Below are 17,473 nucleotides of genomic sequence, written 5' to 3' on the forward strand. Positions count from 1 at the left end.
GGTACAACAGTGAAGTTTGTGCATTTACAATGTCAAACCGTTTTTAGTTTATTAAAAAGTGCTTGTAAAATTGATGAGCTTGTAGTCAGGGCGAAAGAACTTGGTTTTTCATCGCTGGCTATTACGGATGAAAATGTTATGTATGGCGTTATTCCGTTTTATAAAGCATGTAAGAAACATGGTATACAGCCTGTTATTGGATTAACCGCTTCTATTTTTAGTGAAGAAGAAGAAAGGTCTTATCCACTTGTATTACTTGCTGAGAATGAAATAGGCTACCAAAATTTATTAAAGATTTCTAGCAGTATTATGACAAAATCCAAAGAAGGTATTCCTAAGAAGTGGCTTGCGCATTATGCGAAAGGATTAATTGCTATTTCACCAGGTAAAGATGGCGAAATTGAGCAATTATTACTAGAAGACAATGTGAGTCAGGCTGAAGAAGTAGCTCGCACATATCAAAATATGTTCGGCCATTTTTATATGAGTTTGCAGCATCATGCGATTCAAGATGAGTTGCTTTTACAAGAGAAACTACCTGAATTTATTAGTAGGGTTAATATTCCAGTCGTTGCAACAAACGATGTGCGCTATATCAATCAAAGTGACGCACTTGTTCACGAATGTTTACTATCTGTTGAAAGTGGAACGAAAATGACTGATCCAGATAGGCCGAGGCTGAAAACAGATCAATATTATTTAAAGTCATCGGATGAAATGGAAGCACTATTTTCCCATGCGCCGGAAGCAATCCAAAATACAATGAAAATTGCAGAGCGTTGCCAAGTAGAAATACCGTTCCATGTAAATCAACTTCCGAAGTTTCCTGTTTCGTCTAATGAAACGAGTGATATATACTTGCGTCGTGTTTGTGAAGAAGGTTTGCGGAAACGATATGGTGCGCCGAAAGAAGTGCATATAAAGCGTTTAAATCATGAATTAAATGTTATTTCTCGTATGGGATTTAGTGATTATTTCCTCATCGTATGGGATTTTATGAAGTATGCACATGAAAATCATATTTTAACAGGACCAGGTCGTGGATCGGCAGCTGGTTCACTCGTCTCATACGTATTAGAAATTACAGATATTGATCCGATTGAATACGATCTATTATTTGAAAGGTTTTTAAATCCTGAACGTGTGACGCTTCCCGATATTGATATTGATTTTCCAGACGTAAGACGTGATGAGATGATTCGCTATGTGAAAGATAAATACGGTCAGCTCCGTGTTGCGCAAATTGTAACGTTTGGTACGCTTGCAGCAAAAGCGGCAATTAGAGACATTGCCCGCGTAATGGGGCTTCCGCCGCGAGATATTGATATATTTTCAAAACTTATCCCATCAAAGCTTGGTATAACGTTAAAAGATGCATATGAAGAATCACAATCACTTCGTGAGTTTATACAAGGGAATCTTCTGCATGAGCGTGTGTTTGAAATCGCAAAACGTGTAGAAGGTTTACCACGTCATACGTCTATTCATGCGGCTGGCGTTATTATGAGTCAAGAACCGCTAACAGGCAGTGTAGCAATTCAAGAAGGACATAACGATGTTTATGTTACGCAATATCCAGCCGATGCGCTAGAAGAACTTGGGTTGCTTAAGATGGACTTTTTAGGATTACGTAATTTAACGTTACTTGAAAATATTGTAAAATTTATCGCGAACAAAACAGGGAAAGAAATCGATATAAGAAACTTACCTCTTCAAGATGAAAAGACGTTCCAATTATTAGGGAGAGGGGATACAACAGGTGTATTCCAGCTTGAGTCAGGTGGTATGCGAAATGTACTTCGCGGGTTAAAACCGAATGAGTTTGAAGATATCGTAGCTGTTAACTCATTATACAGACCGGGACCGATGGAACAGATACCGACTTTTATTGAATCGAAACATGGAAAAAGAAAAATTGAATATTTACATCCGGATTTAAAGCCAATTTTAGAAAGAACATACGGCGTCATTGTATACCAAGAACAAATTATGCAAATTGCATCGAAGTTAGCAGGGTTTTCGCTTGGTGAAGCAGATTTACTGCGCCGTGCAGTGAGTAAAAAGAATCGTGATATTTTAGATCAGGAACGTAAGCATTTTGTCCAAGGTTGTTTGCAAAATGGTTACGATGAGACGTCTGCTGAGAAAATTTACGATTTAATTGTAAGATTTGCGAATTACGGTTTTAACCGAAGTCACGCTGTAGCTTACAGTATGATCGGATATCAACTTGCCTACTTAAAAGCGAACTATACGCTGGAATTTATGACGGCACTATTATCAAGTGCAATTGGAAATGAAGATAAAATTGTACAGTATATACGAGAAACGAAGCGGAAAGGTTTTCACGTTTTGCCGCCGTCTCTTCAAAAAAGTGGTTACAACTTCCAAATAGAGGGGAATGCGATACGTTACAGTTTACTTTCGATTCGAAATATTGGAATGGCTACAGTGACGGCATTATTAGAAGAACGAGAGAAAAAAATGTTCGAAGATTTGTTTGAATTTTGTCTCCGTTTGCCGTCAAAGTTTGTAACGGAGCGCAATTTAGAAGCTTTCGTCTGGTCGGGATGTTTTGATGATTTTGGTGTTTCGAGAACGAATTTATGGAAAAGTATTAAAGGGGCATTAGAGTACGCGAATCTCGCACGTGATTTAGGAGATGCTGTTCCAAAATCAAAATACGTACAAGGAGAAGAGCTATCTTTTATTGAACAACTAAATAAAGAGAAAGAAGCACTTGGCTTTTATTTATCAAGTTATCCGACAGCGCAGTATGTAAAGTTAGCAAAAGAATTAGAAATTCCATCTCTCGCTCAGGCGATGCGACACAAGAAAAAAGTACAAAGAGCTATTGTGTATATAACAAGTGTGAGAGTGATTCGTACGAAAAAGTTTCAAAAGATGGCATTTATTACATTCTGTGATCAAAATGATGAAATGGAAGCAGTCCTCTTCCCGGAAACGTATATACATTTCTCGGACAAGTTACAAGAAGGAGCAATTGTTTTAGTTGACGGTACGATTGAGCTAAGAAATCATAAGCTGCAATGGATTGTAAATGGGCTATATCCGCTAGAGGAAATGGATGTTTATGAAGAAAAGAAAGACGCATCTGTTTACGTGAAATTGCCGTCTCAGTATGAGAAAAAGCTTTTAAATCAGGTTACGAAAATATTGTTCGACTATTCAGGTTTTGCGAAAGTACTAATTTATTATGAAAAGGAACATAAAATGGTACAATTATCTCGGAGTTTATCGATTCATCCAAGTGAAGAATGTTTAGGAGCACTTCGTGAAATTGTCGGGGAAGAAAATGTAGTTGTGAAAATATAATGGACAATTTCCCTACACTTCGATTATTATAGTAGTAGTGTTCGTGGTCAGACCACTTGGAGAAATTGATATCAGCAAGAATAATTTGAGGAGAGTGGATAGTTTGTCAACACTTCGTGAAGAAGCACTTCACATGCATAAAGTGCATCAAGGAAAATTAGAAACTGTATCAAAAGTAAAAGTAGAAAATGCAAAAGATTTAAGTCTTGCATATTCTCCAGGGGTTGCAGAACCTTGTAAAGAAATTTATGACGATAAAAGTAAGGTATATGAATATACGATGAAGGGAAATATGGTAGCAGTTGTGACAGACGGAACGGCTGTACTTGGTCTTGGTAACATTGGACCTGAAGCATCTCTTCCAGTAATGGAAGGTAAAGCTGTATTATTCAAGAGCTTTGCTGGTGTAGATGCATTCCCGATTGCCTTAAATACAAACGATGTAGATAAAATTGTTGAAACTGTAAAATTAATGGAGCCAACTTTTGGCGGCGTTAACTTAGAAGATATCGCAGCACCAAACTGCTTCATTATTGAAGAGCGTTTGAAAAAAGAAACAAATATTCCTATCTTCCATGATGATCAACACGGAACAGCTATCGTAACAGTAGCAGGTCTTGTAAATGCACTGAAATTAGTTGGAAAGAAAATGTCTGACATTAAAGTTGTCGCAAATGGCGCAGGTGCAGCAGGTATTGCAATTATTAAACTTTTATATCGCTATGGTGTACGCGACATTATTATGTGTGACCGTAAAGGGGCAATCTATGATGGTCGTCCTACAGGTATGAATCCGGTGAAGGATGAAGTTGCAAAATATACAAATAAGAATCGTATAGAAGGTTCTTTAGCTGATGTTGTACAAGGTGCGGACGTATTTATTGGTGTATCTGCAGAAGGTGCATTAACAGAAGAGATGGTTCGTACAATGAATGACAATGCGATTATTTTTGCAATGGCAAATCCAGTTCCAGAAATTATGCCAGAATTGGCAAAAGCAGCGGGCGCAGCTGTTGTTGGAACAGGTCGTTCTGACTTCCCGAACCAAGTAAATAATGTACTGGCGTTCCCTGGTATTTTCCGCGGTGCACTTGACGTACATGCGACACAAATTAACGAAGAAATGAAGATGGCAGCTGTACAGGCTATTGCTGAGCTTGTAGCAGAAGATGAGTTGAATGCAGACTATATCATTCCAGCGCCATTTGACGCGCGTGTAGCGCCTCAGGTAGCGGCTTACGTTGCAAAAGCAGCAATGGAGACAGGAGTAGCTCGCCGTCAAGTAGATCCAAATGAGATCGCTGAAAAAACAAAACAATTAGCGCTGATTGGTAAAGAATAAGCGAGGAATTTCCATTGACATCATCAAATACAAAAGTATATCTCGAAATTGTAAAAAAAATCCGTTCCATTATGGAAGAGGATGGATTGGTAGCGGGGGATCGTTTGCCGTCTGAGCGCGAGTTAAGTTCACGCTTAAACGTAGGACGTTCCTCTGTAAGAGAAGCATTGCGTGCTTTAGAACTGGTAGGATTGATTGAAACGAGACGTGGTGAAGGGACGTTTATTCGAAACTTTTATGATAACGGTCTTGTACAATTAATTGCTCCGTTCTTACTGCAAGATGAGAAAACAATTCGTGATTTATTACAAACAAAACGATTGCTTGAGAAAGATATGATTCGAATTGTATGTAATTTACCGAAAGAAACGTTTTCTAAAGTACTAAGTAGATTACACCAAGTACTTGAAGAAAATGAAAGCTCAATCCCAACGCTTCATCAAACGTTCTTTAAAACACTTATTGAACAAGTCGATAATTATTTACTATATCGCATTTGGATGATCGTAAATGATTACGTAGCAACTCTTTCTTGTAAAGTTTCAAGAGATTCTATCGATATGTATAGAAAGCTTTATGCTACTTTGGAAGAAAAACAAGAAAATGATGCACTAAAAATTTACGATGAATTAGTAGAGAATATACAGTTTCACTCGTAATGTATAAAATTTGTCGAAATGACCATGACACGTTATGACAAACATTCTACCGCGTAGCGGTTAAAGTTAAACGTAAAGAGTGAGGTTATTAGACAGATTGAGAAGATAAGGCTAACATCAAACTTTGGTGTTAGCCCCATTTTCTTCTTACGCTAACCTTAGCTCTCAACGAAGGGGGTCAAATTGTGCTAAGAGATTTATTCGTGAAAAAGAAAAAGTACGCTGCAATACCTTCAGAACAAGTACGAAAAGATGTGCCAGATGGCGTTATGACAAAATGTCCGGAATGTAAAAAAATCATGTATACGAAAGAACTTCTAAAAAATTTAAAAGTATGTGTGAATTGTGGATATCATCATCCTATGAATGCATGGGAACGTCTTGATAGTATATTGGACGAAGGGTCATTCCGTGAGTATGACAAAGAAATGGTTTCATTAAATCCACTCGAGTTTCCAGGTTATGAAGAGAAACTAGAGAGCGATCGTAAGAAGACTGAATTGAACGAAGCGGTTGTAACTGGTGAAGGAACAATTGATGACATGCTTGTTGTTGTTGCAGTAATGGATTCTCGTTTTCGAATGGGGAGCATGGGCTCTGTAGTAGGAGAAAAAATCGCCCGTGCGGTTGAAAAGGCGTACGACTTACAAGTTCCATTTATTATCTTTACTGCTTCGGGTGGTGCCCGTATGCAAGAAGGGATATTAAGTTTAATGCAAATGGCAAAAACAAGCGTAGCTTTGAAAAAGCATAGTAATGCAGGAGGGTTATTTATTTCTGTTATGACTCACCCAACGACGGGCGGGGTTTCAGCGAGTTTCGCTTCACTTGGTGATTATAATCTTGCAGAACCAGGTGCACTTATCGGATTTGCTGGTAGACGTGTAATTGAACAAACGGTGCGTGAGAAACTACCGGAAGATTTCCAAACGGCAGAATTCTTACTAGATCATGGTCAATTAGATGCGGTGGTGCATCGTGATGATATGAGAGAATCGCTTCGCAAGATTTTAGAAGTTCATCAAGGAGGGGAATTGGCTGTATGGCAGAGCTAGAATTTGAAAAACCAGTTGTTGAGCTAAGAAATAAGATTCGTGAACTGAAAGACTATACGAAAAACAGCCAGATGGACTTCAGTGAGGAGATTCGTATTTTGGAAGAAAAGCTAGAAAATTTAGAGGAAGATATATACGGCAATCTAAAAGTATGGGACCGTGTTCAAATTGCTCGTCATGCAGAACGACCGACAACGCTCGATTATATTGAGCACTTATTTACTGATTTTTTCGAATGTCATGGAGATCGTCTATTTGGCGATGATGCAGCGATTGTCGGCGGCATTGCGAAATATAAAGGGATGCCTGTAACTGTAATTGGGCATCAGCGCGGAAAAGATACGAAAGAAAATATTCGCCGTAACTTTGGAATGCCTCATCCAGAAGGATATCGAAAAGCACTGCGTCTCATGAAACAAGCGGAAAAGTTTAATCGTCCTATTATTTGTTTCATCGATACGAAGGGAGCTTATCCTGGTAAAGCAGCTGAAGAACGTGGACAAAGTGAAGCTATTGCCCGCAACCTATTTGAGATGGCAGGTTTAACGGTACCAGTTATTTGTATCGTTATCGGTGAAGGCGGTAGTGGTGGTGCGCTAGGTCTTGGAGTAGGAGATTACATTCATATGCTAGAAAATTCCACTTATTCTGTTATTACACCAGAGGGTGCAGCGGCAATTCTTTGGAAAGATGCAGGAAAAGCAAAGGAAGCTGCAGAAGCAATGAAAATTACAGCAGCAGATTTGAAAGAATTAGGTGTAATTGATGAAATTATTCCAGAGGCAAAAGGTGGAGCTCACCGTAATCTTTTAAAACAGTCAGAAAATATAGACTTAATGATTAGAAAAACTTTTGAACAATTAAACGGAATTTCGAAAGATGAATTAATCGAAAAACGTTATGAAAAATATATGAAAATTGGGCAAGTTTCGTTTTCAAACGCTTCCATTGGGATAAAATAAGAAAAGCGTGCGTTCCTCTTCGCGAATGCACGTTTTTATTATGAAAAGACACATCTTCTCCATTGTGTTTTTATATTTTTTCGTGTTATTTTATTATAAGGCAAATAATCTTTATGAGGTGAGTACAAATGAAACGTATTGGTGTATTAACAAGTGGTGGAGATTCACCTGGTATGAATGCTGCCATTCGTGCAGTTGTTCGTAAAGCGATTTTCCATGATATTGAAGTATATGGTATTTACCATGGATACGCTGGATTAATTTCTGGTCACATTGAAAAATTAGAACTTGGTTCTGTTGGCGATATTATCCACCGCGGTGGTACGAAATTATATACAGCAAGATGTCCTGAGTTTAAAGACCCAGAAGTACGACTAAAAGGTATCGAGCAATTAAAGAAACATGGTATCGAAGGACTTGTTGTTATTGGTGGAGATGGTTCTTACCAAGGCGCTAAAAAATTAACTGAACAAGGATTCCCATGTGTTGGTGTACCAGGTACAATCGACAATGATATCCCTGGAACAGACTTCACAATTGGTTTCGATACAGCTTTAAACACTGTTATTGATGCAATTGATAAAATCCGTGACACAGCTACATCTCATGAACGTACATATGTTATCGAAGTAATGGGACGTCACGCTGGTGATATCGCATTATGGGCTGGTTTAGCTGATGGTGCAGAAACAATCTTAATTCCAGAAGAAGAGTATGACATGGATGATGTTATCGCTCGTCTGAAGCGCGGTAGTGAACGTGGTAAAAAACACAGTATTATCGTTGTAGCTGAAGGTGTTGGAAGTGCAATTGACATCGGTAAGCACATTGAAGAAGCAACAAACTTTGATACTCGTGTAACTGTATTAGGTCACGTACAACGTGGCGGATCACCAAGTGCACAAGACCGTGTATTAGCAAGTCGTCTTGGCGCAAGAGCAGTTGAATTATTAATTGCTGGTAGAGGTGGACGTTGTGTAGGTATTCAAGATAACAAACTTGTTGATCATGATATTATCGAAGCGTTAGCTCAAAAGCATACAATCGATAAAGATATGTATCAATTATCTAAAGAATTATCCATCTAATCGGCGTAATGTCGGATATTTGGGAACGGTTTCATAATTTTCGGAGGTGCAATATGCGTAAAACTAAAATTGTATGTACAATAGGTCCTGCTAGTGAAAGTATTGAAAAATTAGAGCAATTAATTGAAGCAGGTATGAACGTTGCTCGTTTAAACTTCTCTCATGGTAGCCATGAAGAGCACGGAGCTCGTATTAAAAACATTCGTGAAGCTTCAAAGAAAACTGGTAAAACAGTTGGTATCTTACTTGATACAAAAGGTCCAGAAATCCGTACTCACGACTTCGTAGACGGACAAGCTGAGCTTGTAACAGGTGCAGAAGTAGTTCTTTCTACTGAGCAAGTATTAGGTACTGCAGAGAAGTTCTCTGTATCTTATGCTGGTCTTTATGACGATGTAGACCCAGGTTCTCGCATTCTAATCGATGACGGTCTTATCGAACTAGAAGTAATCGAAAAAGCTGATGGAAACATCCGTACAAAAGTTCTTAACAGCGGAACTGTAAAAAATAAAAAAGGTGTTAACGTACCAAACGTAAGCATTAAGCTTCCTGGTATCACTGAAAAAGACGTAAAAGATATCATCTTCGGTATCGAGCAAAAAGTTGATTTCATCGCAGCTTCATTCGTACGTAAAGCGTCTGACGTATTAGAAATCCGTGAATTATTAGAAGAGCATGGCGCTCAATACATCCAAATCGTACCGAAAATCGAAAACCAAGAAGGTATCGACAACATCGATTCAATCTTAGAAGTTTCTGACGGTTTAATGGTAGCTCGTGGTGATATGGGTGTAGAAATTCCACCAGAAGAAGTACCATTAGTACAAAAACGTCTAATCAAAAAATGTAACGTGTTAGGTAAACCAGTTATTACTGCGACACAAATGTTAGACTCTATGCAACGTAACCCACGTCCAACTCGTGCGGAAGCAAGTGACGTAGCTAACGCAATCTTCGATGGTACAGATGCAATCATGCTTTCAGGTGAAACAGCTGCTGGTCAATATCCGGTAGAAGCAGTAACAATGATGGCTAACATTGCAGTACGTGTTGAAAAATCATTACAATACGAAGATATGTTCAAAAAACGTATTAAAGAGTTCACTCCAACAATTACAGATGCAATTAGCCAATCTGTTGCGCATACAGCACTTGCTCTTGATGTAGCTGCAATCGTAGCTCCAACAGAAAGTGGACATACTGCAAAAATGATCTCTAAATACCGTCCAAAATCTCCAATCGTAGCTGTAACATCTGACGAGCAAGTAGGACGTCGTCTTGCACTTGTTTGGGGTGTACAAGCATTTATGGCTGAGAAGCGCGCAGCTTCAACTGACGAAATGTTAGATACAGCAATTCAAACAGGTATGGATGCAAGTCTAATCGGCCTTGGAGATACTGTAGTAATTACTGCTGGTGTTCCAGTTGCTGAAACTGGTACAACAAACTTAATGAAAATCCACGTTGTTGGTGAAGAAGTTGCTAAAGGACAAGGAATCGGTCGTAAAGCTGCAAAAGGTAAAGTAGTTGTAGCAAAAACAGCTGCTGAAGCTGTAGCGAACGTAAACGAAGGTGATATTCTTGTTACAACAAGCACTGATAAAGATATGATTCCTGCAATCGAAAAAGCTGCTGCTTTAGTTGTAGAAGAAGGTGGCTTAACAAGCCATGCTGCTGTTGTGGGCGTATCAATCGGTATTCCTGTTATCGTTGGTGTAAACGGCGTAACAGCAACTTTAAAAAATGGCCAAGAAGTAACAGTTGATGCAGCACGCGGAATTGTTTATAATGGACATGCGGAAGTGCTATAAGTAATACGGAGAGAAGGATCGGAGTCCTTCTCTTTTTTTTTACACAAAAACGAGATAGAATTAGCTTAAAACGCCTAGAATTGCTTTTAAAAGCTGTTTGTTATGGGTTTTAATATGAAAGGGTATTATATTTCGTATGATGCATATAGGCGTTGTGAGGGTGTTAAAAGTGAGTTGTGAGAGAGGTGTAGAACTATGAAGTGGTTACTATTCTTGTTTATTTTAATACCGGCGATTGAGATTACGGTCTTAATCGGATCAAGTCATGTAATAGGTTTATGGTCTACGTTCGCTATGATTGTATTTACAGGTGTAGTAGGTGTGTATTTGGCGAAAAGACAAGGATTTAAAGTGCTTGGAGAGATTCAATCTAAGTTGAATAGAGGGGAAATGCCAGGTGAGGCAGTATTAGATGGTATTTTTGTATTTGTAGGAGGTATTCTCTTAGTGCTTCCTGGTTATGTGACAGATGTGCTAGGGTTTATCTGCGTAATCCCTATTACGAGAGCTTTATTGAAGCCGCTTGTTATGAAGTGGATGGAATGGAAGTTTAGAAAGAACTCTACTATTATCATTCAGAAGTAGCGCTTAGATTATAACGATCTAAGTGCTATTTTTTTGTCTTGTAAGAGGGGAGGAACTTTCTGATTGAAGCTTTGCTTTACCGCGTTATTTGGGGGTGTGGAATTTCTATCTCAAAGCTGGGATGCTCGTAAGTGTTTGATGTGGGGGGGATGAACAAAACGTCCGCTTATTATATTTGCTATATAATTTTCGTTTGAACTCTTGTTGTGCTTCGATTAAACGTGTGATTTTTTAGTGCTATTAATTTGGATGAATAAGATGGTGTGAAATGCAGTCAAATTAAAGTTTTGCTTTTGTATATAAAGGAGCGATTGGTGTAAAGAATTCATATAAAAGGTGGTGATTGTTAGTTGAAGCCTTATTTTATGCCGTTTTGTATATTTATTCATTTACATAAAAAGTAATAAATGTAAGTAATAATTATAGATAAAATAGAATAAAAATGTATTTTTAACTAGAATATGTGTTTTTTTATGCAAAAAAACAAGAGGATTATCCTGTTTCTGGGTAATGCTCTTGTTGCGTGTGAGTAGTGTGAAAAATAGGTAAAAGGAATAATCAGTGGGAATTTCCCACTGATTATAGCTTAATTTTTTGTATGAATTAGAAACTGTTATTTTGAAGGTGAACCTTTAATATATTTCCACAAGTCATGGAAGACATTAGCTTTGTGTAATGTATTAAGTAGTACTAAGGTGACTGGACCGATGATTAATCCTAAAAAGCCAAAAAGTTTAAAGCCGACAAATAGAGCGACGAGTGTTGCTAATGGATCGAGACCGATGTTAGATGAAAGTACTTTCGGTTCCATAATTTGTCTTTGGACAATCACGACGATGTATAAAATGAGAAGACCAATGGCGAATGCGGTATCGCCAGTGAAAAATACGTATATAACCCATGGAACGAAGACTGCGCCTGTTCCTAAATATGGTAGTAAATCTACAACTCCTGTAATAATCGCAATAGTAATGGCGTATGGTACGCGTAATATTAAAAGTCCGATCAGTACAATAACGGTTGTCATAGATACGAGTGTAAGTTGTGCTTTCACAAAACCGAATAAAGCTTTTTTTAAGTCGACAAAAATAGTTTTTCCGTAGCCATGTACACGATTTGGTAGTAATTTTCTTGCTTTTTGAGCAAGACGGTGCCAATCGTAACTAATGAAGAAAGTGGCTAATAAAATGAATACAAGGACAGTTAAAGTTGTTGGCAGTGCACTAATGAAATTCGTTAACCCGCTTATAATGGCGGTTAAAAGTTCTTTCATTTGTGTTGTTGCCTCTGTTCCTAAGTTTTGAATGTTTTGTGTAATTGTATAGCGCTGTGGTTCTCCAAGATGATTAAATTTAGAGATTAAATCATCGTAGAGAGGCATAATATGATTAAGTGCAAATTGCTGGGCGAATGTAACGATATCTGGAAACTTTACTGTAACAAGTTGTAGTAAGTATGTTGTGGCAGATATTGCTTCAGTCACAAGATATGTAACAAGTCCAACGATAGCTCCAAATACGAGAATTAAGCTAACGAGTACTGCTAGTGCGCGAGGAAATTGTAGTTTTTGATTAAGGAAATTGACGACAGGATTAATCAAATAAGCAAATGCAAAAGCGATAATAAAAGGATAGATAAGCCCTGACATGTATAGTAATACATAGAACCCAGCTACCGTTGCTACAATGACAAATATGAGTCGCAATATCATATATAGTAAGTTTCGGTTCAAAGATGTATACCTCCCATTCCAATTTGGATTATCCTAATTCGTTCAACTTATAACGAGTGTGCCCCACTGATTAAAGTTTCACTTTATGTTATAGTGGAATGATGGATTTTTCCTGCTTTTTCAGTATGTGAGTGACTGTGAAAGCTTGGTGTTGATGCTTCTACTATATGGTAAAAACTTCATTTTCTCTTCTTTTTATTTTACCTGTTTCTAATTAGAAAAGAAAGAAGAGACGCCTGTTTTTTAAAATGTATACATGCTTAAATTTTTATGGTGAAAGTCTCAATTTATCATTTTAAAATACATAAAAAATGAAGTGATTCATGTTGAATAGGCATCGATATAGCATGTATAACGATAGGTTTAAAGGTATTTTTGTTTGGAAATGAGTTCATTATTTTCAGAAAGGAAGTGCAAACATGATTAGTCAGTCAACGTTATTTTTATTCATACTACTTATTATAGGACTTATTGCTAAAAACCAATCGCTTACTGTAGCTATTGGTGTGTTATTTCTATTGAAGTTTACGTTTTTAGGAGATAAGGTCTTTCCTTATTTACAAACGAAAGGAATTAACCTAGGTGTAACGGTCATTACAATAGCGGTGCTCGTACCGATTGCGACGGGGGAAATAGGTTTTAAACAACTTGGAGAAGCGGCGAAATCGTATTATGCGTGGATTGCTTTAGCTTCAGGTGTAGCGGTCGCTTTGTTAGCGAAAGGCGGCGTACAATTGTTGACAACGGATCCTCATATTACAACTGCGCTTGTTTTTGGGACAATTATAGCGGTTGCGTTATTTAATGGGGTTGCTGTTGGTCCGTTAATTGGGGCTGGAATTGCCTATGCGGTTATGAGTATTATACAGATGTTTAAATAAGGAATTTTATAGTAATATAAAATTTTTGAATTCTTTCTGTTCACAAAAGTCAGATAATTGTTTATAATAGGATTAGAAACTTTGAAAAGTTACATAACAGCAGAGACTTTACACCAGATAAAATAAAAACAACATAAAACAATTTTATAATGATATTGTTTTATGTTGTTTTTATCATAAAACTCTTCGGAATGTATTTTCCTCACTAACTTGTTGTTTTGAGCGTGAGGATTCGGGGAGACATTCACGCTCATGCTTTCCATGTAAACAATGGACAATAAGAGGGGAACATCGCAACAAATTTGCATGATCGTGCATTTTGCTTGCCTAAAGAGTGAACGGGCGTTCATAATTCATAAGGGGAGCAAATAGATATAAGGAGCAAGGTTGGGAGAATTTTCAGGAAAAGGAGAGAATGTCATGACTGTTATTCGAGGTTTAGAAGGGGTAGTAGCAACAACATCATCTGTGAGCTCTATTATTGATGATACATTAACTTATGTTGGGTATAATATTGATGATTTAGCTGAGAATGCTACGTTTGAAGAAGTAGTGTACTTATTATGGCACCGCAAGCTTCCTAATGAAAAAGAACTAGCGGAATTTAATGAAATTGTATCTGAATACTATAAAGTTCCAGGTGAGATTTTAACATATTTGAAACAAGTAGATTTAAAAATTGCACATCCGATGTCTGTTTTACGAACTGCAATTTCCATGCTATCATTATACGATGAGAGCGCTGAAATTATGGATGAAAAGTCCAATTATTTGAAAGCGGTTAAATTACAGGCTCAAGTGGGAACTTTAGTTGCTGCTTACGCGAGAATCCGTAAAGGTTTAGATATTGTTGAGCCAAGAAAAGATTTATCATTAGCTGCAAACTTCTTGTACATGTTAAATGATCGCGAGCCAAATGAAGTTGAAATTGAAGCTTTTGATAAGGCACTTGTACTTCATGCAGATCATGAGTTAAACGCTTCTACATTTACTGCACGTGTTTGCGTAGCTACACTGTCAGATGTATATTCTGGTATTACAGCAGCAATCGGTGCATTAAAAGGTCCTCTTCACGGTGGGGCAAATGAAAATGTAATGAAGATGTTAACTGAAATTGGCGAAGAAGAAAATGTAGAGTCATATATTCATAATGCTCTTCAAAATAAAGTAAAAATCATGGGCTTTGGCCACCGTGTGTATGAGCAAGGTGATCCGCGTGCAAAACACTTACGTGAAATGTCTAAGAGATTATGCGTGCTTTTAGGAGAAGACAAATGGTATAATATGTCTATCAAAATTGAAGACATTGTAACAAAAGAAAAAGGTCTTCCACCAAATGTCGATTTCTATTCAGCTTCTGTATACCATTGTTTAGGAATTGACCATGACTTATTTACACCTATTTTTGCAATTAGCCGTATGTCAGGCTGGTTAGCTCATATTCTAGAACAATATGAAAACAACCGTTTAATCCGTCCGCGTGCTGATTATAATGGACCAACGCATCAAGTGTATGTTCCAATCGCACAAAGATAAGCGAAAAACACTATTTCGATAGTGAAAATACGCTTTCAAAAGTCTGATTTTTTCGGAAAGATGTAATGATTAGAATATTTTAATTTGACTAACGGTTTGAACTGAGGGGTTATTCCCTCAGTTTCATACATATGAAATTTCAAACATGGGGGTTATCACATTGACGACAGGTGAAAAAATTACTGTAACTAATGGTGTTATGAATGTACCAAACAATCCGATTATTCCATTTATTGAAGGAGATGGAATTGGTCCTGATATTTGGGCAGCTGCATCTCGCGTAATAGAAGCAGCAGTTGAAAAAGCTTATGATGGTGAGAAGAAAATCGTTTGGAAAGAAGTGCTTGCAGGGGAAAAAGCATTCAACCAAACAGGCGAGTGGTTACCAGAAGAAACTTTAAATTTAATTCGCGAATATTTAATCGCAATTAAAGGTCCACTTACAACTCCAGTTGGCGGTGGTATTCGTTCTCTAAACGTAGCACTTCGTCAAGAATTAGATCTATATGTATGTCTACGTCCAGTTCGTTATTTTGAAGGTGTTCCTTCACCTGTAAAACGTCCGGAAGATACTGATATGGTTATTTTCCGTGAAAATACAGAAGACATTTATGCTGGAATTGAATATGCACAAGGATCTCCAGAAGCAGAAAAAGTTCTTGCTTTCTTAAAAGAAGCAATGGGTGTTAATAAAATCCGCTTCCCAGAAACATCTGGTATTGGTATTAAACCAATCTCAGAAGAAGGGACAAAGCGTCTTGTTCGTGCTGCAATTCAATATGCAATTAATGAAAAACGCTCTTCTGTTACATTAGTTCATAAAGGAAACATTATGAAATTTACAGAAGGTGCTTTCAAAAACTGGGGTTACGAAGTAGCGGAACAAGAATTCGGCGACAAAGTATTTACTTGGGCTGAATATGATCGCATTGTTGAAAAAGATGGTAAAGATGCAGCAAATAAAGCGATGGCAGACGCTGAAGTGGCTGGAAAAATCATCGTAAAGGATTCTATTGCAGACATCTTCTTACAACAAATTTTAACTCGTCCACGTGAGTTCGATGTTGTTGCAACAATGAACTTAAATGGTGACTATATCTCTGATGCACTTGCTGCACAAGTAGGTGGAATTGGTATTGCACCTGGTGCAAACATTAACTATGTGACTGGACATGCTATCTTTGAAGCTACACACGGTACAGCTCCAAAATATGCAGGTTTAGATAAAGTAAACCCATCTTCAGTTCTTCTTTCAGGTGTATTATTATTAGAACACTTAGGATGGAATGAAGCAGCGAAATTAGTAACAGATTCAGTTGAGAAAACAATTGCATCAAAAGTAGTAACATATGACTTCGCTCGCCTAATGGAAGGCGCAACAGAAGTGAAGTGTTCTGAGTTTGCTAATGAGCTTATTAAAAACATGGATGTAGCGATAATCAAAAACGCATAATTAAAGCGGGGGGTAAATTATGACAATCAAACGCAAGAAAGTTTCAGTCATCGGTGCAGGATTTACAGGAGCAACAACGGCATTCTTATTAGCACAAAAAGAACTTGCAGATGTTGTATTAGTGGACATTCCACAACTGGAAAATCCAACAAAAGGGAAAGCGTTAGATATGTTAGAAGCGAGCCCAGTACAAGGTTTTGATGCTAACATTATTGGAACATCTGATTACGCAGATACTGCTGATTCTGACGTTGTCGTTATTACAGCAGGTATTGCACGTAAGCCTGGTATGAGCCGTGATGACTTAGTAGCAACGAACTCTAAAATTATGAAAAGTATTACGCGCGACATTGCAAAACATTCACCAAATGCAATTATTGTTGTGTTAACAAATCCAGTTGATGCAATGACATATTCTGTATTTAAAGAAGCAGGATTCCCGAAAGAGCGTGTAATTGGCCAATCGGGCGTATTAGATACAGCTCGTTTCCGTACATTCATCGCACAAGAATTAAATCTTTCTGTGAAAGACATTACAGGATTTGTTCTTGGTGGACACGGTGACGACATGGTACCTCTTGTGCGTTATTCTTATGCAGGCGGTATTCCGTTAGAAACGTTAATTCCGAAAGAGCGTTTAGAAGCAATCGTAGAACGTACACGTAAAGGTGGCGGTGAGATTGTAGGCTTATTAGGAAACGGTAGTGCATATTACGCACCAGCAGCTTCTTTAGTTGAAATGACAGAAGCAATCTTAAAAGATCAACGCCGTGTATTACCAGCTATTGCGTACCTTGAAGGTGAGTATGGTTATAGTGACCTTTACTTAGGGGTACCAGTAATTCTAGGTGGTAACGGAATTGAAAAAATTATTGAATTAGAACTTCTTGCAGATGAAAAAGAAGCGTTAGATCGCTCTGTAGAATCTGTACGTAACGTAATGAAAGTTCTTGTTTAATAATTGAATAGTAGTAAAAAAGATTCGGGATTCCGAATCTTTTTCTACTATTTACCGAATTGTTTTTTTGAAATA

13 protein-coding genes are annotated in these 17,473 nt (G+C 37.6%); 12 read left to right on the forward strand and 1 reads right to left on the reverse strand.

Translation table 11 applies throughout. The features are described 5' to 3' along the window. The first annotated feature begins 9 nt into the window (after positions 1 to 9). The 8 genes from dnaE to H6481_RS12805 all read left to right on the forward strand — a co-directional run bounded on the left by dnaE (position 10) and on the right by H6481_RS12805 (position 10,838). The gene (dnaE, locus tag H6481_RS12770; protein ID WP_071731426.1) at positions 10 to 3,336 is read left to right on the forward strand and encodes a DNA polymerase III subunit alpha; all 3,327 of its coding nucleotides are present in this window, start codon (positions 10 to 12) and stop codon (positions 3,334 to 3,336) included. A 133-nt stretch (positions 3,337 to 3,469) separates the two neighbouring features. After that, positions 3,470 to 4,678 carry a malic enzyme-like NAD(P)-binding protein gene (locus tag H6481_RS12775; protein ID WP_161114790.1) on the forward strand — a complete coding sequence of 403 codons (1,209 nt, stop codon included), beginning with the start codon at positions 3,470 to 3,472 and terminating at the stop codon, positions 4,676 to 4,678. Between the two features lie 14 nt (positions 4,679 to 4,692). Then, complete coding sequence (locus H6481_RS12780) at positions 4,693 to 5,337, forward strand: GntR family transcriptional regulator (RefSeq protein ID WP_000204444.1); 645 nt, start codon at positions 4,693 to 4,695, stop codon at positions 5,335 to 5,337. A 185-nt stretch (positions 5,338 to 5,522) separates the two neighbouring features. Beyond that, positions 5,523 to 6,392 carry an acetyl-CoA carboxylase, carboxyltransferase subunit beta gene (gene accD / locus H6481_RS12785; RefSeq protein ID WP_000942855.1) on the forward strand — a complete coding sequence of 290 codons (870 nt, stop codon included), beginning with the start codon at positions 5,523 to 5,525 and terminating at the stop codon, positions 6,390 to 6,392. Next, on the forward strand, positions 6,380 to 7,354 hold the full coding sequence (accA, locus tag H6481_RS12790) for an acetyl-CoA carboxylase carboxyl transferase subunit alpha (protein WP_000818801.1): 975 nt from the start codon (positions 6,380 to 6,382) through the stop codon (positions 7,352 to 7,354). The genes accD and accA overlap by 13 nt, the downstream gene beginning before the upstream one ends. 128 nt (positions 7,355 to 7,482) lie before the next feature. Beyond that, a complete protein-coding gene (gene pfkA / locus H6481_RS12795) occupies positions 7,483 to 8,442 on the forward strand; it encodes a 6-phosphofructokinase (protein WP_000821158.1) in 960 nt (319 codons plus the stop codon). A 53-nt stretch (positions 8,443 to 8,495) separates the two neighbouring features. Further along, positions 8,496 to 10,253, forward strand: coding sequence for a pyruvate kinase (gene pyk / locus H6481_RS12800; RefSeq protein ID WP_182811949.1), 1,758 nt, complete (start codon positions 8,496 to 8,498; stop codon positions 10,251 to 10,253). 195 nt (positions 10,254 to 10,448) lie between these two features. Next, on the forward strand, positions 10,449 to 10,838 hold the full coding sequence (locus H6481_RS12805; RefSeq protein ID WP_000871631.1) for an FxsA family protein: 390 nt from the start codon (positions 10,449 to 10,451) through the stop codon (positions 10,836 to 10,838). Positions 10,839 to 11,451: 613 nt separating this feature from the next. On the opposite strand, the gene ytvI is transcribed toward H6481_RS12805, so the two are convergent. After that, positions 11,452 to 12,570: a sporulation integral membrane protein YtvI gene (gene ytvI / locus H6481_RS12810; protein ID WP_006926492.1), complete on the reverse strand. Its 1,119-nt coding sequence runs from the start codon at positions 12,568 to 12,570 to the stop codon at positions 11,452 to 11,454. 419 nt (positions 12,571 to 12,989) lie between these two features. On the opposite strand from ytvI, the gene H6481_RS12815 reads away from it, so the two are divergent. From H6481_RS12815 to mdh, 4 genes are all read left to right on the forward strand, one after another. After that, positions 12,990 to 13,451 (forward strand): DUF441 domain-containing protein, encoded by a 462-nt coding sequence (locus tag H6481_RS12815; RefSeq protein WP_000625507.1) that lies wholly within the window; start codon positions 12,990 to 12,992, stop codon positions 13,449 to 13,451. Between the two features lie 387 nt (positions 13,452 to 13,838). After that, positions 13,839 to 14,987 carry a citrate synthase gene (gene citZ / locus H6481_RS12820; protein ID WP_000503651.1) on the forward strand — a complete coding sequence of 383 codons (1,149 nt, stop codon included), beginning with the start codon at positions 13,839 to 13,841 and terminating at the stop codon, positions 14,985 to 14,987. A 160-nt stretch (positions 14,988 to 15,147) separates the two neighbouring features. After that, a complete protein-coding gene (icd, locus tag H6481_RS12825; protein WP_000206893.1) occupies positions 15,148 to 16,440 on the forward strand; it encodes an NADP-dependent isocitrate dehydrogenase in 1,293 nt (430 codons plus the stop codon). A 19-nt stretch (positions 16,441 to 16,459) separates the two neighbouring features. Further along, the gene (gene mdh / locus H6481_RS12830; RefSeq protein ID WP_000153232.1) at positions 16,460 to 17,398 is read left to right on the forward strand and encodes a malate dehydrogenase; all 939 of its coding nucleotides are present in this window, start codon (positions 16,460 to 16,462) and stop codon (positions 17,396 to 17,398) included. Positions 17,399 to 17,473: the final 75 nt, after the last annotated feature.

The organism is Bacillus sp. ME78, from assembly GCF_903970865.1.
Lineage (GTDB): Bacteria > Bacillota > Bacilli > Bacillales > Bacillaceae_G > Bacillus_A > Bacillus_A cereus.

Coding starts and splice junctions, on each gene's coding strand:
- H6481_RS12775 (WP_161114790.1), top strand. CDS start 3,470: ATGCATAAAGTGCATCAAGGAAAATTAGAAACTGTATCAAAAGTAAAA.
- accA (WP_000818801.1), top strand. CDS start 6,380: ATGGCAGAGCTAGAATTTGAAAAACCAGTTGTTGAGCTAAGAAATAAG.
- pfkA (WP_000821158.1), top strand. CDS start 7,483: ATGAAACGTATTGGTGTATTAACAAGTGGTGGAGATTCACCTGGTATG.
- pyk (WP_182811949.1), top strand. CDS start 8,496: ATGCGTAAAACTAAAATTGTATGTACAATAGGTCCTGCTAGTGAAAGT.
- H6481_RS12805 (WP_000871631.1), top strand. CDS start 10,449: ATGAAGTGGTTACTATTCTTGTTTATTTTAATACCGGCGATTGAGATT.
- H6481_RS12815 (WP_000625507.1), top strand. CDS start 12,990: ATGATTAGTCAGTCAACGTTATTTTTATTCATACTACTTATTATAGGA.
- mdh (WP_000153232.1), top strand. CDS start 16,460: ATGACAATCAAACGCAAGAAAGTTTCAGTCATCGGTGCAGGATTTACA.